Below are 19,351 nucleotides of genomic sequence, written 5' to 3' on the forward strand. Positions count from 1 at the left end.
ACGGCTTTCCAGCATCAGGAATCGAGGTTTACCACGGCAAATCCGGCCCGCTCCAATATTTCAGCCAACACAGGCAACGGCGTGCTCGCCACTTCCCTGTACATTTTCGGGGTGTAGAGATGCACAGCGTGCGGGAAATCGTCGGACAAGCTCGCCCGCAGTTTTTTGCCGCTGTCATCTTCATCGGTAAACAGGTACACTTCGTCTGCCGATTCCGCTTGCGCCAAAAGCTGCTCGCCTTTTTCCTGGCTGTAGGAGCCGTATGTGCAGTAGATGGTCACAGGCTCTGCCAGTACGCGGAGCAGTTGCTCCTTGTCTGTCTTCCCTTCCACGATAATGACACATCCTCCCATGCCATCCCCTCCTTTTTTACACAAACCTCTTTTCTCTATAGTATATCTTACGCTTCCACATAGACAGCCGCTCTGCGGGAAAATGTGGGACGATTACTTCTGCCGCTGGCTAGGCATCGTAAAACAGAAGCCAGATGATGAAGGGGGAAGCACCATGTCCAAGTTCAAAAGCGCGAAAAACTTGAACCAGAAAGGTTTGGCTGTAGCCGGACTGACCAGCAGCACCGTTGCGGACGACACGCATACCGACAACAACCAAGGCTCTTCCCGACAACAGCAGCACAACGAGCAAAACAACAGCACCCAAGGGTAAATTTTTTCAGCGGCTTCTTTCCGGAAGCCGTTTTTCATGAACGGAGCGCGCCTCTGGTTGAAACGGACAGCCAATCGTCTGATCGCTTCTTTACTTTCCCTCTCCGCCTTGCTACGCTTAGATCAAAATCTTTTGACTACGTACCATGACGGAGAGATTACACGTGGACTCATCCTCGGTCTTATGGAAAAACCGCTCGTTTTTGAAGCTGTGGCTGGCGCAATTGACAGCCAACGTCGGAGATCAATGCTACAGCTTCGCCCTGCTCTGGTATTTGCTGCAGGCGACCAAGTCGGGAACGGCACTCAGCCTGCTAGCGATCCCGGAAATGGTGGCCGGACTGCTTTTTTACCTGATCGGCGGCGTGCTTGCGGATCGGTACAGCCCCCGCCTGCTGATGGTCGGCGCTGACGTCGCCCGCATATTTGTAGCGATCGGCGTCGGGATCATGGCTGCTATGGGCATCGAGCAGTTTGCCTTTTTTCTCGTGGCGCAATTTTTGCTCGGGCTGTTTTCCAGCCTGTTTCAGCCCGCACGCACAGTTGCGCTCAAGTCTGTCGTTTCGGTTGAACAACTGGGGCGGGCAAACGCGATTTTGGACACGACCTTTCGCACCGTCCGGATTGCAGCGCCGATGACGATCGGGCTGATTGCCGCAGCCGTGCCGCTCTCCACCCTGTTTTTCGTCAATGCCGCCAGCTACATGCTCTCTGTCGTTTTCTTGTATGCGCTTCGCGTCTCCCTGCACGATCAGGCGACAGCCTCCGCAGCGAAAATGACTCCCGGCCAGTACGTGCGCGACATTGCAGAAGGGGTGCGGGAATTGCGCAAAAGCCGACTGCTGCTCCTGGTCTTGCTGTTTAGCAATATGGGCTTTCTCGTCTGGCAGGTGTGCTACAGTGTCGGCTTTCCTTTTCTCGCGGAACGCATCCAGCAAGGGGACGGGAGTACGCTGGCGATGCTGATGGGCTTTTACGGCGTAGGCAACCTGCTCGGCAGCCTGTACATGTCACGGGCGTACTATACGCGCTACTTGCTGGTCATTCTCATCGGGTGGACGCTGCAAGCGGGTGGCTTTCTCCTGCTCGCCACAGGAGGCACGGTGCATTGGCTCGCTTTTCTCGGAGCAGCCGTAGCCGGGGTCGGCGGACCGTTCATCGGCATCCCGACCGTCACGGCGATCCAGATCAAGGCCGCCAGCAGCAGCACAGGCAAAATTTTTGCGATCAACATGCTGATCTTTACGTTCTTCTCGATGCTGTCGAGCAGCCTTGGCGCCATCTGGCTGGGAAGCTGGCCAGTAGAACAGCTCTTTTTCATCAGCGGGCTGTTTCTCGCCGCGATGTCTGCGACAGGATTTTTTATCGACCAACGAAATTCGCGCCAACAACACCAATCCGCCTCTGTGTAGACAGAAGGATTGGTGTTTTCTGTTTCTTTGTGAAAAAAGAATTGCATTCCGTTTTTACGTGTCATATAATCTGACATAAATAAAATGAATGTCAGAATACCTGACATAAAAGGAGTGGAATGAATGGAACCGACTCTCACTGATCTATCGTCCGCCATTGATGCCACATGGGTCATGGTCTCGGCCATTTTGGTCATTCTCATGCAAGTAGGGTTTGCCTTGCTTGAGGCCGGATCGACCCGGATGAAAAACGCAGGCCACGTCGCAGGCAAAACCGTCCTCACCTTCGGCATTTGCTCCATCGCCTTTTGGGCGTTCGGCTTCGGTCTGACTTTTGGCGACGGCAACTCCTTCATCGGCTTATCCGGCTTTTTCTTCGACGGCTTGCAAAAGGACGCTTTCTCCGCCTTCTCTGCCGCTACGGTTCCGATCTCGATTCTCTTCCTCTTCCAGCTCGCCTTCGCGGCGGTTTCGCTGGCGATCGCCTGGGGCGGTTTTGCCGAGCGTGCCAAGCTGTCCGTTTACTTTATTTTCAGCGTATTGTTTACCGTCCTCATCTATCCTGTCGTCGGCCACTGGGTCTGGGGTGGAGGCTGGCTCGCCCAGCTCGGCATGCAAGACTTCGCCGGCTCCACGGTTGTCCATCTGCAAGGCGCCATCGTCGCACTCGTCGCTACCGTTCTGTTGAAGCCGCGCATCGGCAAATACAACCGTGACGGCAGCTCCAATTTGATCCCCGGCCACAACCAGGTGTACTCCGTGCTCGGCGTGCTGTTTCTGTGGATCGGCTGGTTCGGCTTCAACGCAGGCTCCACGCTCGGCAGCACCTCCGGCTTTTTCGGCTATGTCGCCGTTACGACCAATCTCGCTACAGCAGCAGGCGCTGTCGCCGCCCTCGCCATTTCCTGGATCGTCATGGGCAAAGCTGACATCCCGAGCATGCTGAACGGTGTCCTGGCCGCTCTCGTCGCCATCACTGCTTCGTGCGCATTCGTCGAGCCGTGGGCTGCCGTCGTGATCGGCGCAGTGTCAGGTATTCTTACATTCTATACTTCCATCTGGTTCGATCGCATGGGAATTGACGATCCGGTCTTCGCCTTTTCCGTTCACGGCGTAGCCGGAATCTGGGGCACTCTGTCCACTGGCCTGTTCGCTACGCCGGAGCTTGCGGAAAAAGTCGGGGTAGGCGGCGCCGGACTGTTTTACGGCGGCGGGCTGCACCAGCTCGGTGTACAGGCGCTTGGCCTCGCAGGCTCCATGGCTTATGTGTTTGTTGTAGCGTACGTCATTTTGTCCATCCTGAAAGCGACTATCGGACTTCGAGTCACAGAAGAAGAAGAGGTGGTTGGCCTTGACCTTAGCGAACACGGGGGATACGGTTATCCCGAACTACTGCAGCCCGAGCGCATTCGACCCTCTGCGTCCCAGCAAAGCGGCACCTCTCACACTCTCACCTGAGCAGGTAGCGCGTATCCGGCAGGTGGAATCGTTCGCCGAGCTCGCGCAACTTCGCCAGCAATTGCTTGACCCAGATCCCTTGCGCCAATTGAACCGCGCAGGGGAGATGGCCCCTTTTTCAATCGTAGTGAACTTGATTCACGACAACCTTATCCGCCAGGGCGTTCTGCTTGCCGTAGACGCTCTGGCTAAAAGAGGTGTCGGCACGCCGCCCGTCCCGTTTGCCTTTTTGCAATTCGGCAGCGGCGGACGCTTCGAGCAGGCCATCATCAGCGACCAGGACAACGGGCTTGTCTACTCGATCCCCGAGCACCTCAACGAAAGCGAGCAGGAGCGGGTTCACGGCTATTTTCAACTGCTGGCCGCGACCATCGTTTCCGGCCTGGAGGAAGCAGGCTATCCGCCTTGCCAGGGCAATGTCACCTGCCTCTCTCCGAAGTGGCGCGGCAGCGTCGACCAATGGATCGACCAGTTGGACAGATGGATCTCTCACCCGGTCTGGGAAAACGCCCGCTATTTGCTGCTGGCAAGCGACGTGCGCGTCCTGTACGGAGAATCGGCCATTTTCGCCCCTGTCCTGGACCGCTTCCGGCAGCTTTTGGCCGGGAATACGTTTTTGCTCGATCGGCTGGTCAGCAACACTTTGCATTACCGCGTGCCGCTCGGCCTGTTCGGAAGGGTGCTGCCCGAGGTCACCGGGCGGTTTCGCGGAGCCGTCAACATCAAGTACGGCGTCTATTTGCCGATCGTCAACTGCGTGCGGCATTTCGCCCTGGCGCACGGCATCTTCGTCAGCTCCACGCTTGAGCGGCTGGGCGAGCTGGCGGAAAAAGGCGTGTGGAGCAAAAGCTTTTGCGACGAAATAGCCGCGCATTTTCGGCTGATCCAGGGGCTGCGCCTGACCGCCCTCTTGCACTGGGAGGACGGCCATTACACGAGCAACAGCTACATCAAGCTCAGCAAGCTGTCGCCTGATTCCATCACACAGGTGCGTGAAGCGATGAAGCTCGCCATCCGCCTGCAAAAAATGACGGCGAAGCTCCCGTCCACCTTCAGGGGATAGGAGGAGACGCATTTGGCAAAATGGGACTTCATCGGCCGCTTGTGGAACATGAACCGCGGAATGGCAGGGGTGCCGGGCGACTGGAAGTGGGGGCTTGGCGACGACGACAAACAGCACCAGGCTTATCTTCGCTCCATCTCCAAGGAAGCAAGACACGTCGATTCCAGCGAAAACATACCGCTTGCCGATCTGGAGGTGGTCGTCGTCGACCTGGAGACGACCGGCTTTTACCCCGATCACGGAGACGCGATCATCTCGATCGGCGCGGTGGCGATGCGCGGGGAAAAGCTGCTGCTCGGAGATTCGTTTTACACGCTGGTCAATCCGGGGCGCACGATCCCGCCCCACGTCCGCTCGCTGACCGGGATTACCGACGATATGACTGCGGACGCGCCCGATCTGTTGGAAGCTCTCTCGCGGTTTTTCCGCTTCGTCGGAGATCGTCCGCTCGTCGCCCATCACTCCCGGCATGAGCGCGAATTTTTTCGCTCCGCCCTCTGGAAAACGAGCCGACGACCGCTGACTCACCGGATGCTCGACACGATGCTTTTGATTCGGCTGTTGAGCAACCCGATCGGCAACGGCTCGCTGGACGCCCTCTGCGCCCAGCACGACATCCCGATCTCCCGCAGGCACCACGCCTACTGTGACGCCGTGGCCGCCGGGACGCTGTGGGCGAAGTATTTGACAAAAGCGCAGCAGGCCGGATACACCAATCTCCGGGATGTGTACGAGGCGCTGCGGTAGAACAGGCGAGGAATCGCTGTTTGATTTTGAAGGAGTCGGTATTCATGCTGCTGCAAATCAGGGAAGCTGTTTTGGACGATTTACCTGCCATGCTGGCGATTTACAACCATGCGATTGCCCATCTCGTTGCAACTTTCGACCTGGAGCCGCAGAGTTTGGCCCAGCGCGAAGTCTGGTTTCACAAGCACACTGAAGCTCATCCGCTGCTCGTCGCCGAAGCGGACGGGCAAGTGGTCGGCTATTGCTGCCTTTCTCCTTTTCGCGAAAAGCCGGCGTACAGCAAAACGGTCGAGCTGTCTGTCTACATTGATGCGCAGCAGCGGGGATGCGGTGTCGGTACGGCCTTGATGAGCGACATCTTGCAGCGGGCGGAACAGCTCGGCTACCACACGGTCATCAGCGGCATTACGGGTGGAAACGAGGCAAGTGTGCGGCTTCATGAAAAGTTCGGGTTTACGCTTGCGGGAAAATTCCGGGAGGTGGGCTTCAAATTCGGCGAGTGGCACGATGTGCATTTTTATCAATTGATGCTGGGAAAAGAAGCGTGAAGCTTCCCCTGCGCGCACGAACAAAAGCCGGCAATCCACGCTGTCATGCGGATTGTCGGCTTTGTTTTTGCAAAAAAACGTTTCGCCATTTTCCGAAAAGCAGCAGAACTGCTTGTCTGCCTGCGGCCGGCAAAACGGTCATGTTTTTACGAGGCTGGTGCAGCAGCCGCATCGATCTCGACGGCTTTGGTCATGGCAAGCAATGCCGCGTAGGTGACGGGCAAAAGCGATTCGGCAACGCCCGCAGCCGTATAGACGACAGGGAAGCGCCGCAGGGAAGTATCGACGAAGACGGGCACTTCCTCCTGCAACGCAAACGGACAGACAGCGCCTACGCGATAGCCTGTCACCTTTTCCACTTCTTCGGCGGAGGCCATCTTCGCCTTGCCCGAGCCAAAAGCGGCCTTGACCTGCTTGGGATGGATCTTGACATCTCCCGCTGCGACAAACAGCGCAAACTGGTCGCCAGCTCGAAACAGGATCGACTTGGCGATTTGTCCCACCTCGCTGCCCAACGCTTCGGCGGCTGCCTCGGATGTAGGAAGCGGCTGCTTGAACAAAATCGGTTCGATTGCGGGATCGTACTGCTGCACAAAAGCCTTCACTTTTTCTACAGGACTCATCACGGTCATCTTTCGCACCTCCACTAGCCAGTTGCCGAGGCAAAAGCAGTTTGCCTCGCCTTTTTGCCTACTCCAGAATAAACACCTCGTCGCCCTGCGACACCGTACCTGTCGTCACCACAGAGGCGTACACGCCAAAATGGTTTTCGTGGCGCTTCACGCATGCTTTCAGCACAGCCGGGTTTTTCTGCAGCGTATCGGGGTCGATGTTCACGTACATGCAACGCTCGCAATGCTTGGTAACTTGCAGGGTAACATCGTTGATTTGCAGCTTTTTGCCCAGCCATTTGTCTTCTGCGAACGGTTCGTCGTCTTCGAGCTCGACGATGAGGTTTCCGCGAAAACGTCTCGGGTCAATCCAGTCGCTGCCGATCACCCGTGCCAGCTCGCGCAGGGAGGCGTCCGTCACCAAAAGAATGTGGTCCTCCCAGTTTTTCCCTCCCTCTGTCGGGAGACTGCGCATCGGTGTCACCGCTCTTTTCGCTGTCTCTGCGACATGGGCGAACAGCGACTCTCCCCACGTATGTACGCTGCCGTCACGCGCTTCAACTTGAACGTCGGGGTATGCTTCTTCGCCCGTCTTTTCCCCCATGCTGGCATGGTAGCCGAGCAGCGCCGGGACGACGTCTGCACTCAAATATTTTCCGCCGCGAGAGTCGTCCAGAAAGTAATAAGCCCGATCGCCGTACAGGCCGAAAGCGTCGACCTCCGACGTCGTCAGTTGCTCGCCCTGCATCGCTTTTACCGGATGGCGGAAAATGCTTTGCAGTGTTCCTAGCTTTTTCAATGATATCCACTCCCCCAAGTCTCTCTATCCTTTGATAAACGAATTGCGCACCCTGCTCCAAAACGTCAGTCGCTTGTAGCGGGCGAATTTGACTTTGCCTTGCCCGACACGGCACATAATGGAGCGCACGCCTCTCCACACCGCCTGCTCGCGATCGAGGCCGATCATGATTTCCGGGTTCATGACAATCAGCTCTACTTCGTGATGCTTGGGCAAAACGAGCGAGCTGTTGATCGTCCGGTACGCCTGGTTGTTGATGGAGGCGATTTCGGACAGTTGGATCGCCTCGATGGACGGATGCACGATCGCTCCATCCACGGCTTTGTTGTAGGCTGTACTCCCCGATGGCGAAGACACGATCAACCCGTCGCCGCGAAACGTCTCCAACTCGTCCCCGTTAATGTAGACGCAAGCGACCAACGTCGAGAGGGACGCGTTGCGCAGGACCAGTTCGTTCAACGCCCATTTTTCGTATCGCTGGCCATCTGCTGTATCAATCCGGCACTGGACCGTCGGATACTCGACGATCGCCGGTTCGGCGTGCAGCAGCCGGTCGACGAACTCATCCAGCTCCTCCGGCCGCCAGTCGGCGTAAAAACCGAGGTGTCCCGTATGAATCCCGACATAGGCCGGCTCCATGCCGTATTGATGGACGGCCTCCAGCAGCGTCCCGTCCCCTCCGATTGAGAGCACCATATCAGGCTTGGCCTCCGTTCCGTTCACAAACGTGTAAGGACTGCCTGCCTCGCGCAGCTTTTCCTTCAACAAACGTTCTACTTCCCGTGTATAATCGTCATTTCGCAGTACAGTCGCAATCTTCATGCTGGTCTGCCCTCACTTTTATCCTTCGAAGCGGTCAAGTACGCTCGTTTTGTTGATCTCACTATACCACATGGGAAAAGGAGATGCATGGAAACAGCCGAGTCTCACCATCGCTCTTCGCGGAAAGAGTGGGCGCAAAATTCCGCCAATCGCTTTCGCGTCGAGGGGGTCATGTCGTCCGGGAGCTGGTCCCACAAAAAGTAGCGCATGTCCCGGACTTCATCGGCGTCGATCTTGCCTGTCCCGGGCTGGATTTGGCAGGCGTGGAACAGGGCGATGTGGTCGCGCTTGCCTTCGCGTTCGCTGTAATACAGGTGACAGAGCCTGAGCTCGCCAGCCACGAGGCCGCATTCTTCCCGCAGCTCTCTGCGGGCTGCCTCCCAGAACGATTCTCCTTTTTCGACTCCGCCGCCGGGCAAGTACCAGCCGGGTACATAGGTGTGCCTAATGAGCAGGACGCCTTTTTGTTCGTCGGCCACGATGAGGCGCACTCCGAGAGTCAGCGGCTTGCGGATTTTCCAATACCATTTCGCTATCGCATGGTACCACGCCATGCTGTCGCCTCCTGTCTCCTGTCAGGACGTCGTTTTTCACGGGTGTCTCGGGTCGGTCATTCTGCTGTTAGGGAAATATTACCTGACTAATAGTGGAAAAACAAATCTTTTACAAAGGTTGTTGTTTGTTGTTTTTGGTGATGCGGGGAAAAAGTGAAAACATTGAAAAGAGCGTTTGCCCGTTGCTGTTGGCGAGGCGAGGGAAAAAGCAAAAACATTAAAAAGCCCGTCTGTCGTTGCTTTTGGTGAGGCGAGGAAAGAGGAGAAATCGCTGGAGCTTCTTGGGATACCCGCTGGGGGCTGGACTGCCCGGCTCCGGGGAAAAAGCAAAACCGCGTCCAAAGTGGTCGATTCAGGATGTGTCTCAGAGTGGACGCTTAAAAGCGTGTTTTGCTTTTTCCCCTCCACCTCGGTCGGTATCCCAAAGAGCTTTCGCGGATTTCTCCTCTTTCCTCGTCAGCGGCTTGCTTGAGTGGGCGTGGGTTTTTTAAAAACGTTTTTAAAGAGTTTTTCAAAGACGGTTTTCATGCTAGAAAAAATAACCACCCGATCCGGGGTCCTCAGGCAAGATTTGCTGCCCTCAATCTGTGCAATACTTTCTGCAAACAGAACAGGGCTGAAAAAGCAATTTCATTGAAAATCCATTCCTCGCTGCTGCTTTCAGCAAAGCAAAACAAAAAAGCAGGCCTGCTCCAAGGCCCGCTTTTCATCCGAGACGATTTTCCAGTTCTTTGACGATGGCCTCGGCCTTGCGAATCCAGCGGGGGTCGATCTCGGCATCTTTGTCGAGCGGCTCCTGGAACTGGTTCATCACGGCTGAAGCGACGGGGGCGTAGTAGCCGATATCTTCCTCTACGCCTGTGTTGTAGACGTGGCGCAAAACAAACGGTTCGCCCAGTTCCAGCCACGCGTCGGGGCTGTCGAGCTCGCCCTGCAAGACTTTTACCGGGAGGCGGAGGTACACGGTGTTCCTGTCGTCAAGGGTGCGGTCGAAATAGCCGTGTTCGTAATCCCAATTCGCCAGTGTAAAATGCGGCTCGAGCGACTCGCGGAAATAGCCGAACGTCGCCTTCGTCCCTGGTAAGCTGCTTTGAATTTTCTTCATTTGTATCCCCTGCCTTCGTCACATACTACTGGTAGTGTGCGCCAAAACGGCGGGTTGTACTCACAGGCGAGGGCAGGCAAAACGAGCAACAAGCCTCGCTGCCGGAATTGCGGATGGCAAGAGGCTTGGTAACTCTATGCTTTCAGGTTTTAGAGCAGCGCGATCGTCAAAAGCGTAAACAAGGCGAGCGGAATGATTCTTTTGCCTCTTCGGCACGGACGGCGGCGTTTTTTCCTCGGCAAGACGACTGCAGCCGGAGGTGGTGGCGGCGGTGGGTACGGGTAACACGGCTGAGGCGGGTAGGGCGGGAACGGTGGGAACGGCGCCATGTACGGATTGAAGCCGGAATAAGGGCTGACGAAAGGAGCGCCCTCTCCAAACGGACTCACCTGGCCGTACGGAAAGCTCGGACTGCCAAACGGACTTACTTGCCCATATGGCTGGCCCGGACTGCCGAACGGGCTTACCTGCCCAAACGGCTGATTCGGGCTGCCGAACGGACTTACCTGCCCATACGGTTGACCCGGACTGCCGAACGGGCTTACCTGCCCAAACGGCTGATTCGGGCTGGCCGAACGGACTTACCTGCCCATACGGCTGATTCGGGCTGCCGAATGGGCTGATCGGAGCGTATGGATAGCAATCGTCCGCGTAAGGGCTGACTTGACCAGCAGGAGGCCGATTCGGCTGGCTGCTGCTGCCAAGCGGACTGACATCGCCAAACGGCTGGTATCCGCCATATGGATAGCCGTAGGGAGTCCAGTCCGGGTACATGCCCCAGTCTCCATGCGATTTGCGGCTGGCTACCTCTTCGAACTCGTAGTCGTCTTCCTCTGCATCGGGATCGTCCACTTCCACATATACATTCTGATCGTCAAAGTCCACGATCACGCCTTCAAAAATCTGGCCGTCAATCGCTTCAATGCGCACCTTTTTCTCGACGTGTTCTTTGCATATGTTGTGCACATTTTCACGCATATCCTTTATCAGACTGACCGTCTGGACGTCAGCCTGGTACAGGTTTTTTTCAGACTGCATGGAAACTCCTCCCCTTCTGGTGTTTCTTTATTACCATATACAGGTGCCCATGGGGAGGTGTACCGGGTTTGCAGTTCGGACTAGCCCATTTTGTTCGACGTTTCGTCTGTTTTTGCCAAAAAGCGGGATGGCAAAAACGGCGTCAGACGCTCTGTCTCGCCTTTTTCCAGGTAGTCGGCCATCCATTTCGCGGTAGCCGGGGACAGCAAGATGCCGTTGCGGAAGTGCCCTCCGGCAATCGAAAGCCCGTCCCAGCCGGGCACGGGACCAAGCAGCGGCTTGCCATCTGCGGTAGCTGGCCGCAGTCCGCCCCACGCCTCCAGAAAAGCAGCGCCGTGCAAGGCCGGGACGTACGGCATGACTCCGTTCAGGATGCTGGCCAAGCCCGCCATTGTAACTTCGCGCTGAAAGCCGCTTTCGTCTTCTGTCGCGCCGATGACGATTTTCCCGTCCTTCTTCGGCGTGATGTAGCCGGATGTGCCAAAAATGACGGTGCGAAGCGGGATGCCTGCGGAGGATACCGCCGCGATCTGGCCGCGAACCGGGCGAACGGGAATCGAAACGCCGAGCATTTCCAGCATGATGCCCGCCCACGCGCCTGACGTGATGATCGTTTGCTCCGCCCGCAGCGGTCCAAGCGAACTCTCCACGCCGACTACCCGGCCGCCTTTTACCGCGATGCCGCTCACGACACAGCCTGCGTGCAACGCGACGCCTTGCAGCCGGCATGCTGTCACCAGAGCGCGCAGCAGCATGCGGTTGTTGATATGCCCTTCGTACGGAGAGTAGATGGCTGCCTGCGCCTGCTCGGTCAAAAGCGGCTCCACCTCAGCCAGTTGCTGCCGCTCCGTCAAAAGGTGGACGCTGTGCCCCGCTTCTTTTTGCCAATGGTACTTCGCCAAAAGCTGTGCCTGCTCGTCATCGTTGAGCGCGACCGTCAGCAGCCCTTCCAGGCTGAGCTGGACGTCCCCTCCGGTAAACTCTTCCAGCTCGGCCGCCCACTGCGGGTAATAGGCCAGCGAAGTCATGCCCAGATCGAGCATCGGGCCTGGGGCCGTAAACTCCTTCAACGGCGCGAGCATCCCCGCCGCCGCAGAAGACGCCTGTCCGCCCCATTCTCCCTGCTCGACCAGCGTGACGCTCCTTCCTCTTCGTGACAACTCATAAGCCAGACTTAATCCGATAATTCCTCCACCCACTACGAGACAATCGCTCAATTTTTCTCTCTCCTCGCTTGTTGTAATCTCTTCGGGGCCGTTCGAAAGCGCCGTTGTAGCCAAAAGCCCCTGGCGCAGTCGACAAAATGAAAAAAACCACCTTCTCCTTCGCAGGAAAAGGCGGGCTTCATACGCATCGTAACCAAATAAAAAAGCGCTGTTTGCCGGCAACCGTATCCCTGCGCCGGCATGATCCGGATCAGGTGCAATGGGTCGACGGTCGTTGCTTCCATCCTCTCAGCCCCGCATGAAGGACTCCCCGAGTTGCTTGATCTTTTATTTTCGTTCACCCACCAAGTATAGTCCTCTTGGGCGCGATCTGACAAGATGGTCTGCGCTTTCATCCTCAGCTTAATCCTCGTCTTTCACATCGTAGCTTTCCGGAACCGTCTCGTGACGCGCCGCTTCCTCGAACTCGCGAAGCTTGCGCATTTCCTCCAGATGGTGATTGAACTGCTCCTTGTTGATGATGTACTCGTTGCCGTCGTGGAGAGCGCGGATTTTGCCCTGATGAATTTTTTCCAAAATAAACGTTTCAGGAAGCTCCAAATACGCCGCTGTCTCCTCCACAGTCAAATACGTCTTGTTCTCGCGCAATCTTGCCTCCAGTTCCGCTTTCTGCTGCTCGAATCCAGGTTTTCCCAGAAGGGCGAACATGTTGGCCTTGTACGCCTCCACCCCGGGCTGATCGAACGGGTTGACCCCTAGCAAATAGCCGCTGATCCCGCACGCCTTTTCAAAAAAGTAGATCAGGGCGCCGAGATGGTACGCTGTCGCCTCTGGCATCTCCACAAGCAGGTTCGGTACGCCGCCATCTACATGGGCCAGTACCGTTCCCTCGAAAGCCTTTTTATTGACAAACCCCATCCGCTTGCCGGACAGGAAGTTCAACCCGTCCACATCGAGCGGGTCCTCCTGCACGGTCACGTCGACGGCGGGCTTGTTCACCGTAACAACCGTTTCAAACAACTGCCGCATGCCGTCCTGTATGTACTGCCCCAACGAGTGCAGGTCCGTGGAAAACTCGGCTGACGCGGGAAAAATTCCTTTGCCGTCTTTTCCTTCCGACTCCCCGAAAAGCTGCTTCCACCACTCCGCGAAAAAGCGGAACTGCGGCTCGTAGCTGACCAGAAGCTCCACGGTTTTACCTTTGCGGTACAGCGCATTGCGAATCGCCGCATACTGGTAGCACGGATTTTCGTACAAATCCATGACCATGTAGCGCTCGCTCGCGTCTTGCGCGCCCTTCATCAGCGCGTCCAGATCGGCCCCGCTCACTGCGATTGGCAACAGTCCGACTGCGGTCAGGACGGAAAAACGTCCGCCGATATCGTCCGGAATGACGAAGCTTTCGTACCCTTCGTCCTCCGCGAGTCTTTTTAAGGCGCCGCGCGTTTTGTCCGTCGTAATATAGATGCGCTTCTTCGCCTGCTCGCGGCCGTACTTGTTCTCCAGCCAGGTGCGCAGCAGCCGAAAAGCGATCGCGGGCTCTGTCGTCGTGCCCGACTTCGAGATGACATTGATGGACACGTCTTTTCCTTCGAGCACGTCCATCAGATGAGAGATATAAACCGGGCTGATATTGTTCCCGACAAAATAAATTTCCGGAAAACGCCGCTTCGACTTCGGCAGCAAATTGTAAAAGCTGTGGCCCAAAATGTCCAGTACAGCTTTCGCCCCTAAATATGAACCCCCGATTCCAATTACCAAAAGCACATCCGAATCAGCCTGGATACGCGCCGCCACCTGGCGAATCCGCTCAAATTCAGCGCGGTCGTACCTCTGCGGCCAATCAACCCAACCGAGATAGTCTCTGCCTGGACCCGTTCTTTTGTGCAACATCTCATGCGCCTGCCCGATCGCCGGGGCAAGCTGCTCCCACTCATGCTGTCTCACAAAGGCGCGTGCATTAGAGTAATCAAATCGAATCGCTTGGTTCATGGCTCCCCTCCCAAGGAACGTCATCTATTTTCTTATCTTATCACGCCAAAAGCCAGAAAGTTGCTTTCCGTCAAAACATCACAAAATGTGAGCAAATCGTGAACAATTCGCCACAAGTGTTACCTTTTTCCAGACCTGGCGTAAGACTTCACCGAGCAAAGAAATAATACGGTTCCTAACAGCAAGGAGAAATGAACATGAAAAAACGGTGGTGGATCATCGGTTCCGTGGTCGTCCTGCTCGGTGCGGGCTTCGTCGGAATCAACATGATGGGCTCTCAGCAAGCCATGGGCATGCCGGTAAACATCGGGGCTCCGACCAAGTCAGTCCTGGAGAGCAAAATTTTGACCTCGGGGATCGTCACGGTAGAGGACAAGCAAAAGCAGTATGCCAACGTAACCGGAACCTTGCGCGAGTTTGTGGTGAAGGAAGGCGACAAGGTCAAGAAAGGCCAGGTCATCGCAAAAATCGACACCTCGGATGTCGACGGCAGACTGCTTGATCTGGAAGCGCAAATGGAAGTAGCCAAAGCCAATCTGGCAAAAGCCCAGATCGGGGCAGAGCCGGAAGAAGTGGCGCAGGAGCGCGAGCGGGTCAATCAGGCCCAGCGCGAATACGACGCAGCCAAACGCGAGTACGATCGGATCCAGCAACTGTTCGCTTCGGGGGCTTCCACGCAGCAAGAGTTGGACAAGGCCAAATCTGTTTTGGACAACGCCCAGTCTTCCCTGAATGTCACGAAGCAACAGTTTGCCCTCAAGCAAAAAGGGCCGCGCAAGGAAGACATCGCCGCCCAGCAGGCGCAAATCAACAAGCTGGCCGTAGAGCGCAGCCAGTTGGAAAAAGAGCGCGTGCAAAGCGTCCTCGTCGCGCCGATGGACGGAACAGTCATTGGCGTGGCGGCCGAGAACGGCCAATACGTCAGCAAAGGCACGGAAATTTTGACGCTGGCCAACCTGAACAACCTGCTCATTCAGGCTGATATTAACGAGTCGGACGTCGGCAAACTGAAAATCGGCCAGTCCGCGACGATTGAAGGAATTACGCTGGGCAAGCAACTGCTGAACGCCCAAATTACCCGGATCGCGCCGATCGCGACCACTACGCAAAGCAGTTCGGGCCAAGGCGAAAAAACGCGCGTCAAAGTCATCCTCAAGCCGCAGGGCGATTTGAGCGCACTGAAGCCAGGCTTCCACGTGGACATCAACATCATGGTGGAAAAAATCGAAAACGCCCTGCAAGTTCCCATCGAGTCCGTTCAGCAGGACGCCGATGGCAGCACCTTCGTATGGATCTCCGCTGACGGCATCGCCAAGAAGCAAAAAGTCGTTACAGGCACAGAAAATGAGCTGTTCTCCCACATCAAGTCGGGACTGTCAGGAGACGAACAAATCATTTTGGGACCTGTCGACGCTCTGAGCGAAGGAGCTGCGGTCATGCCGATGAGCGGCGGTGCTGCTGCGCTGGGCATGTAACGACTGGACGCGTTCCACGTAAAAAGGAGGTCAGCCGACAATGCTTCAGGTAGAAGGCTTGACGAAATCATACAAGACAGGCGATACTACCCTCCCGATCCTGAAAGGCGTCTCCCTGCTAGTGGAAAAAGGCGAATTTGTCGCCATCATGGGACCATCGGGATCAGGGAAATCGACGTTCATGAACATGCTGGGCTGCCTGGATCGTCCTGACTCGGGGACGTACATTCTCGACGGCATCGAGGTCAGCAGCCTCAAGGACAAGCAGCTCGCCTATGTTCGCAATCAAAAAATCGGCTTCGTTTTTCAATCGTTCAATCTGCTCGCGCGCTCCACTTCTTTGCACAACGTGGAGCTGCCGATGATGTACGCCAACATCAGCCGCTCGGAAAGACGCAGTCGCGCCACCGAAGCGCTGAAGCGAGTCGGGCTTGCTGAGCGCATGAACCACAAGCCGACACAGCTTTCCGGCGGACAAAAGCAGCGGGTCGCCATCGCCAGAGCGCTGGTCAATCGACCCGCCATCCTGTTGGCCGACGAACCGACAGGGAACCTGGACAGCCGCTCCGGCGTCGAGATCATGGCGATGTTCCAGGAGCTGCACGCCCAGGGCGTCACGATCATTCTCGTCACGCACGAACTGGACATCGCCCAGCACGCCGAACGGATCGTCACCTTCAAGGACGGCGTCATCGTCCGCGACGAACGGGTCGAGGAACGAATTTTCTCTACCCCGTCTGACGAGGTGATTGTCACATGAATTTTATGGAGAGCTTTTACACCGCCCTGGAAGGCATCTGGGCGAACAAAATGCGTTCCTGCCTGACCATGCTCGGCATCATCATCGGCATCACCTCCGTCATCGCCGTAACGACACTTGGCGAAGGCGGACAAAAAGCGATTAACGACGAGATGGAAAAATTCGGCCAGAACACGTTCAACGTCTTCATCAACTGGGATACGAAGGAAGAGATAGCCGCAGACGACCTGACCATCGAGGACGCCGAGGTACTCAGCCGAATCAGCCCGGCAATCGAGTACATCGTCCCGTACAACTCCAATACAATCGAACTGAAAGGCCCGAAAAAAGAAGAGCGGGTCAACCTGACCGCCAGCACCCCCGACTACTTTGCCATGCAGAAGACGATGAAAGTGGCCAAAGGACGCCTGTTCAACAGCGCGGATGACAAGGAGCAGCGCGCCGTCGTCGTGCTGGAGGACAAGCTCGGCGAAAAGCTGTTCGGCCAGATGAACCCGATCGGCCAGCGCGTGCGCTGGGGCAACAACTCGCTCGTCGTCATCGGTACGTACACAGAGGAAAAGTTCAAGTTTGACATGGGAGCAGAGACGTTTGGCGCGGTTGTCCCCATCCGTTATTACCACAGCCTGCAGGAAGAGCCATCCGTCCAGATGTTCATGGGCAAAGCCGTGGACAAGCCGTCTGTCGACCCTGCCATGCAGCAAGTCAAGCAGTATTTGACCCGCAAGCATCAAAAACAAGACCACTACATGGTGCGCAGCATGCAGGAATCGGTCGATCAGTTCAACCAGTTGACAGGCACATTGACACTGATCTTCAGCGTCATCGCCGGAATCTCGCTTGTCGTCGGCGGGGTCGGCGTCATGAACATCATGCTCGTTTCGGTCACAGAGCGCACGCGGGAAATCGGGATTCGCAAGGCGCTCGGGGCAAGGCGCAGCGACATTTTGATCCAGTTTCTGATCGAATCCGTCATCGTCTGCCTGATCGGCGGCTTGATCGGGGTCCTGTTCGGACTGGGCATCGCCGCCCTGATTGCGCAGTTTGCCAATCTGCCGCCGCTTCTGTCCTGGAACAGCGTGTTCATCGCCTTTGGCTTCTCCAGCGCAATCGGCATCTTTTTCGGCCTGTATCCGGCCAACAAGGCCGCCAAGCTGGACCCGATCGAAGCGCTTCGCTACGAATAATTTCAGCAACAAAAAACATGCACCTGTGCAGCTTGAGCCACAGGTGCATGTTTATGTTGGAAACGTATCAGTCATCAGCTTCAAAAGAAAAAAAAGCGCAATCCCGACACTCGCGACTGTCCACCAGAGCGTTTTGCTGTCCGTCTTGTCTGCCTTGTAGATACCGCTCAGCTTCCAGGTGCCTACAGCTACACAAAGGAGACTGAGCAGGAGCAGGATTGTCCCCATGGTCTCCCTCCTTTCCCCTCTCCTAGCTATATGGGGAAGGAGGGAAAAAAATCACTCCTTGGGCTGCTTTTTCCCTAACCGGCCAAGGACTTGCTGGCCGCGCTGCTTGATCGACTCATCCTTGAGCGCGAGTTGCCGTTTTTTCATCAGGCCGTTTTTCGACGTATCCGGCCTCTCCGTCTGCCGTCCATCGCGCATCAACTGTACTTGCCTCCGCCTTTTTTGTCGTAGTCGGCCAGCAGTTCCGCAAAGCTTTTGTTGCGCTCGCGCTCTTCCTGCTCGCGGCGCTTTTGCTCGGCCGCTTCCTTCGCCTTGCGCTCGCTTTCGGACTTCATTTCTTTTTCCAACTGCTTCAGCTTGGCCAATGCATCCGCATTCACCATATCCTTCAGGCTGCCGAGAGAAGATTTCGCTTCTGTCGCTGTATCCAGGTTTTGACGTTGTGGTTGCTGTTTTTGTTTTTTCTTCGCCATGTGAGCTGCCATCCTTTCCCTATCGAATTCACGCCCATTCTCCAGCGCCTTTTGGGTCATACTATTTTTACGCTTCGCATGAAGAGGAGGACGAGACATGGTACGCAATAAAGCAAAAGACTTTGGAAAAACCGCAGAAATTCGTGGCCCAAAAGCCCAGTCTGAAGCCGTCCGTTCCAACGGTTCCATTAATAGTGAACCACAAGAGCGGTTAAAAGAAAACCGTTAGGCACAAAGTAAACCGCCGGGGCTATGGTCATGCCCGGCGGTTTTTTTTCGTCGGCTGGCTGCTTGCGCCCAGTCTTTTTTGCACACACTCCTGCTTCAATAGCGTCAGCTTATCGTCCAACTGGAATTGGCAGCCATTTTTTAACAAACGTTTTCCGAGATCGCGCTCCATCTCAATCCGCGGCAGCTCGCGAAAAAGTCCTGCTTTTTGCAGGCTTTCCCGCCGCAGCGAGACGTGCTGGGTGTCAAACAGCGTCCACGGCGAGCGGTGCCGCGCCAGCTTCGCCCCGTATTTCTCCCGGGCGGCCAGCCGCTTCTGCGCGATTGGACAGGGCAAGCCGATGTGAAATGGCAAGCCGTTTACAATCTGGCTCTCTTCCAGCAAAGGGACTGTTTCCACAAGCGTATGCGGCCGCTTCACATGCGGGTATTGCTCCAGCCAGAGCTGGCACTCCGCATGCTGTGTCGCGCTGAAGCCCGGCTCATACACCGAATAGATTCGTTTTCGATCCTGCCCGAGCAAGACCAGGTGGCTCGCTTTTTCATGTGCCTGCTGATGCACGCCGATGAAGCTGCGGGGTACGATCATCTGGGCAGCGAGGAAGACGATCAGCTCGCCGCGCGCCAACTGTATCCCTGTGTTCAGCAGGTGGGCAAGCGGTTTTTTGGCCCGAAACTGCACGTAGTTCAGCGGAAAATGAGCGGTAAACCGGGACAGCTTTTCCCTCGTCGCATCCGTTGAGGTGTTGTCCAGCACGATCACCTCGAACTCCTCGAAGGCGCAGTATTGCAGGTTGAAGCCGAACAACGTGTACAACAGTTGATCGTCTGCGTTTTTGGCAGGAATAACGACACTGGTCAGCATCGAATCTCCCCCTTTTTGTAGCATATGCAGGTGGCGGCAACTTGGGCTGGGCTTGGGTCGCGGCCATGCTTGCGCGCTGCTCGCCGTATAAGGGAAATGCGACTGATGCATGCTAAAAGCGAGCATGCCTCGCTGGCAAACATACGGCTGTGTGG

The 19,351-nt window shown here is 56.2% G+C and carries 23 protein-coding genes, 1 pseudogene and 1 riboswitch; of the genes and pseudogenes, 10 read left to right on the top strand and 14 right to left on the bottom strand.

Features of this window, described 5'->3' with window-relative positions; genetic code table 11:
* Positions 1-14 precede the first annotated feature (14 nt).
* The gene (locus tag M655_RS23130) at positions 15-353 is read right to left on the bottom strand and encodes a toprim domain-containing protein (RefSeq protein WP_005829999.1); all 339 of its coding nucleotides are present in this window, start codon (positions 351-353) and stop codon (positions 15-17) included.
* Positions 354-507: 154 nt separating this feature from the next.
* Between M655_RS23130 and M655_RS23135 the strand changes: the two genes are divergently transcribed.
* The 6 genes from M655_RS23135 (at position 508) to M655_RS23160 (ending at position 5,893) form a co-directional block, all read left to right on the top strand.
* The gene (locus M655_RS23135; protein ID WP_007783398.1) at positions 508-666 is read left to right on the top strand and encodes a hypothetical protein; all 159 of its coding nucleotides are present in this window, start codon (positions 508-510) and stop codon (positions 664-666) included.
* Positions 667-829: 163 nt separating this feature from the next.
* Positions 830-2,077 carry an MFS transporter gene (locus M655_RS23140; RefSeq protein ID WP_007783400.1) on the top strand — a complete coding sequence of 416 codons (1,248 nt, stop codon included), beginning with the start codon at positions 830-832 and terminating at the stop codon, positions 2,075-2,077.
* Between the two features lie 123 nt (positions 2,078-2,200).
* Complete coding sequence (locus M655_RS23145) at positions 2,201-3,535, top strand: ammonium transporter (RefSeq protein WP_007783402.1); 1,335 nt, start codon at positions 2,201-2,203, stop codon at positions 3,533-3,535.
* A 22-nt stretch (positions 3,536-3,557) separates the two neighbouring features.
* Positions 3,558-4,598, top strand: coding sequence for a DUF294 nucleotidyltransferase-like domain-containing protein (locus tag M655_RS23150; protein WP_005829993.1), 1,041 nt, complete (start codon positions 3,558-3,560; stop codon positions 4,596-4,598).
* A 12-nt stretch (positions 4,599-4,610) separates the two neighbouring features.
* Positions 4,611-5,345: an exonuclease domain-containing protein gene (locus tag M655_RS23155; protein WP_005829991.1), complete on the top strand. Its 735-nt coding sequence runs from the start codon at positions 4,611-4,613 to the stop codon at positions 5,343-5,345.
* Positions 5,346-5,389: 44 nt separating this feature from the next.
* Entirely contained in the window at positions 5,390-5,893 is a 504-nt protein-coding gene (locus tag M655_RS23160) for a GNAT family N-acetyltransferase (protein WP_035423266.1), read from the top strand.
* 146 nt (positions 5,894-6,039) lie between these two features.
* On the opposite strand, the gene M655_RS23165 is transcribed toward M655_RS23160, so the two are convergent.
* The 9 genes and pseudogenes from M655_RS23165 to M655_RS23200 form a co-directional block, all read right to left on the bottom strand.
* A complete protein-coding gene (locus M655_RS23165) occupies positions 6,040-6,525 on the bottom strand; it encodes a YbaK/EbsC family protein (RefSeq protein WP_005829989.1) in 486 nt (161 codons plus the stop codon).
* 58 nt (positions 6,526-6,583) lie between these two features.
* Entirely contained in the window at positions 6,584-7,303 is a 720-nt protein-coding gene (locus tag M655_RS23170) for an MOSC domain-containing protein (RefSeq protein ID WP_026558228.1), read from the bottom strand.
* A 24-nt stretch (positions 7,304-7,327) separates the two neighbouring features.
* Positions 7,328-8,125 carry an NAD kinase gene (locus M655_RS23175; protein ID WP_026558227.1) on the bottom strand — a complete coding sequence of 266 codons (798 nt, stop codon included), beginning with the start codon at positions 8,123-8,125 and terminating at the stop codon, positions 7,328-7,330.
* 104 nt (positions 8,126-8,229) lie between these two features.
* Positions 8,230-8,679 carry an NUDIX domain-containing protein gene (locus M655_RS23180; protein WP_026558226.1) on the bottom strand — a complete coding sequence of 150 codons (450 nt, stop codon included), beginning with the start codon at positions 8,677-8,679 and terminating at the stop codon, positions 8,230-8,232.
* Between the two features lie 706 nt (positions 8,680-9,385).
* Entirely contained in the window at positions 9,386-9,784 is a 399-nt protein-coding gene (locus M655_RS23185; protein WP_005829981.1) for a YugN family protein, read from the bottom strand.
* A 60-nt stretch (positions 9,785-9,844) separates the two neighbouring features.
* Positions 9,845-10,822, bottom strand: a complete 978-nt coding sequence (locus tag M655_RS23190; RefSeq protein ID WP_286085898.1) for an LSm family protein — start codon at positions 10,820-10,822, stop codon at positions 9,845-9,847.
* Positions 10,823-10,902: 80 nt separating this feature from the next.
* Entirely contained in the window at positions 10,903-12,039 is a 1,137-nt protein-coding gene (gene thiO, locus M655_RS23195; RefSeq protein WP_005829978.1) for a glycine oxidase ThiO, read from the bottom strand.
* 156 nt (positions 12,040-12,195) lie between these two features.
* Positions 12,196-12,311: riboswitch (TPP riboswitch) on the bottom strand.
* A 79-nt stretch (positions 12,312-12,390) separates the two neighbouring features.
* Complete coding sequence (locus tag M655_RS28160) at positions 12,391-12,609, bottom strand: excisionase family DNA-binding protein (RefSeq protein ID WP_307723519.1); 219 nt, start codon at positions 12,607-12,609, stop codon at positions 12,391-12,393.
* Between the two features lie 21 nt (positions 12,610-12,630).
* Positions 12,631-13,980, bottom strand: a pseudogene (locus tag M655_RS23200) (glucose-6-phosphate isomerase); the annotation flags it as partial.
* A 197-nt stretch (positions 13,981-14,177) separates the two neighbouring features.
* On the opposite strand from M655_RS23200, the gene M655_RS23205 reads away from it, so the two are divergent.
* Genes M655_RS23205 through M655_RS23215 form a run of 3 tightly spaced genes read left to right on the top strand, consistent with a single transcriptional unit; the run spans position 14,178 to position 17,402 of the window.
* Positions 14,178-15,455, top strand: coding sequence for an efflux RND transporter periplasmic adaptor subunit (locus M655_RS23205; RefSeq protein WP_005829973.1), 1,278 nt, complete (start codon positions 14,178-14,180; stop codon positions 15,453-15,455).
* Between the two features lie 40 nt (positions 15,456-15,495).
* On the top strand, positions 15,496-16,215 hold the full coding sequence (locus M655_RS23210) for an ABC transporter ATP-binding protein (protein WP_007783421.1): 720 nt from the start codon (positions 15,496-15,498) through the stop codon (positions 16,213-16,215).
* Entirely contained in the window at positions 16,212-17,402 is a 1,191-nt protein-coding gene (locus tag M655_RS23215) for an ABC transporter permease (RefSeq protein ID WP_007783425.1), read from the top strand. Before M655_RS23210 ends, M655_RS23215 begins: the two co-directional genes overlap by 4 nt.
* Positions 17,403-17,453: 51 nt before the next feature.
* On the opposite strand, the gene M655_RS23220 is transcribed toward M655_RS23215, so the two are convergent.
* The 3 genes from M655_RS23220 to M655_RS23230 are packed head-to-tail and all read right to left on the bottom strand — an operon-like array spanning position 17,454 to position 18,103.
* Positions 17,454-17,630, bottom strand: a complete 177-nt coding sequence (locus M655_RS23220; RefSeq protein ID WP_007783427.1) for a hypothetical protein — start codon at positions 17,628-17,630, stop codon at positions 17,454-17,456.
* 51 nt (positions 17,631-17,681) lie between these two features.
* The gene (locus M655_RS23225) at positions 17,682-17,828 is read right to left on the bottom strand and encodes a hypothetical protein (RefSeq protein ID WP_005829966.1); all 147 of its coding nucleotides are present in this window, start codon (positions 17,826-17,828) and stop codon (positions 17,682-17,684) included.
* On the bottom strand, positions 17,828-18,103 hold the full coding sequence (locus M655_RS23230) for a YqkE family protein (RefSeq protein ID WP_007783428.1): 276 nt from the start codon (positions 18,101-18,103) through the stop codon (positions 17,828-17,830). The genes M655_RS23225 and M655_RS23230 overlap by 1 nt, the downstream gene beginning before the upstream one ends.
* 97 nt (positions 18,104-18,200) lie before the next feature.
* Between M655_RS23230 and sspK the strand changes: the two genes are divergently transcribed.
* Positions 18,201-18,332 carry a small acid-soluble spore protein K gene (gene sspK, locus M655_RS23235; RefSeq protein ID WP_007783429.1) on the top strand — a complete coding sequence of 44 codons (132 nt, stop codon included), beginning with the start codon at positions 18,201-18,203 and terminating at the stop codon, positions 18,330-18,332.
* Positions 18,333-18,359: 27 nt separating this feature from the next.
* Here the strand turns inward: sspK and M655_RS23240 are convergent, their stop codons facing one another.
* The gene (locus M655_RS23240; protein ID WP_005829962.1) at positions 18,360-19,196 is read right to left on the bottom strand and encodes a glycosyltransferase family 2 protein; all 837 of its coding nucleotides are present in this window, start codon (positions 19,194-19,196) and stop codon (positions 18,360-18,362) included.
* Positions 19,197-19,351 lie beyond the last annotated feature (155 nt).

The sequence above is a fragment of the Brevibacillus sp. NSP2.1 genome, assembly GCF_000470975.2.
In the GTDB taxonomy this organism is placed as follows: Bacteria; Bacillota; Bacilli; order Brevibacillales; family Brevibacillaceae; genus Brevibacillus; species Brevibacillus agri.

Excerpts from the sequence above, each read along its gene's own strand:
- M655_RS23130 (WP_005829999.1), bottom strand. The coding sequence starts at position 353 with ATGGGAGGATGTGTCATTATCGTGGAAGGGAAGACAGACAAGGAGCAA.
- M655_RS23135 (WP_007783398.1), top strand. The coding sequence starts at position 508 with ATGTCCAAGTTCAAAAGCGCGAAAAACTTGAACCAGAAAGGTTTGGCT.
- M655_RS23145 (WP_007783402.1), top strand. The coding sequence starts at position 2,201 with ATGGAACCGACTCTCACTGATCTATCGTCCGCCATTGATGCCACATGG.
- M655_RS23160 (WP_035423266.1), top strand. The coding sequence starts at position 5,390 with ATGCTGCTGCAAATCAGGGAAGCTGTTTTGGACGATTTACCTGCCATG.
- M655_RS23165 (WP_005829989.1), bottom strand. The coding sequence starts at position 6,525 with ATGACCGTGATGAGTCCTGTAGAAAAAGTGAAGGCTTTTGTGCAGCAG.
- M655_RS23175 (WP_026558227.1), bottom strand. The coding sequence starts at position 8,125 with ATGAAGATTGCGACTGTACTGCGAAATGACGATTATACACGGGAAGTA.
- M655_RS23180 (WP_026558226.1), bottom strand. The coding sequence starts at position 8,679 with ATGGCGTGGTACCATGCGATAGCGAAATGGTATTGGAAAATCCGCAAG.
- M655_RS23185 (WP_005829981.1), bottom strand. The coding sequence starts at position 9,784 with ATGAAGAAAATTCAAAGCAGCTTACCAGGGACGAAGGCGACGTTCGGC.
- M655_RS23190 (WP_286085898.1), bottom strand. The coding sequence starts at position 10,822 with ATGCAGTCTGAAAAAAACCTGTACCAGGCTGACGTCCAGACGGTCAGT.
- M655_RS23205 (WP_005829973.1), top strand. The coding sequence starts at position 14,178 with ATGAAAAAACGGTGGTGGATCATCGGTTCCGTGGTCGTCCTGCTCGGT.
- M655_RS23210 (WP_007783421.1), top strand. The coding sequence starts at position 15,496 with ATGCTTCAGGTAGAAGGCTTGACGAAATCATACAAGACAGGCGATACT.
- M655_RS23215 (WP_007783425.1), top strand. The coding sequence starts at position 16,212 with ATGAATTTTATGGAGAGCTTTTACACCGCCCTGGAAGGCATCTGGGCG.
- M655_RS23220 (WP_007783427.1), bottom strand. The coding sequence starts at position 17,630 with ATGGGGACAATCCTGCTCCTGCTCAGTCTCCTTTGTGTAGCTGTAGGC.
- M655_RS23225 (WP_005829966.1), bottom strand. The coding sequence starts at position 17,828 with ATGCGCGATGGACGGCAGACGGAGAGGCCGGATACGTCGAAAAACGGC.
- M655_RS23230 (WP_007783428.1), bottom strand. The coding sequence starts at position 18,103 with ATGGCGAAGAAAAAACAAAAACAGCAACCACAACGTCAAAACCTGGAT.
- sspK (WP_007783429.1), top strand. The coding sequence starts at position 18,201 with ATGGTACGCAATAAAGCAAAAGACTTTGGAAAAACCGCAGAAATTCGT.
- M655_RS23240 (WP_005829962.1), bottom strand. The coding sequence starts at position 19,196 with ATGCTGACCAGTGTCGTTATTCCTGCCAAAAACGCAGACGATCAACTG.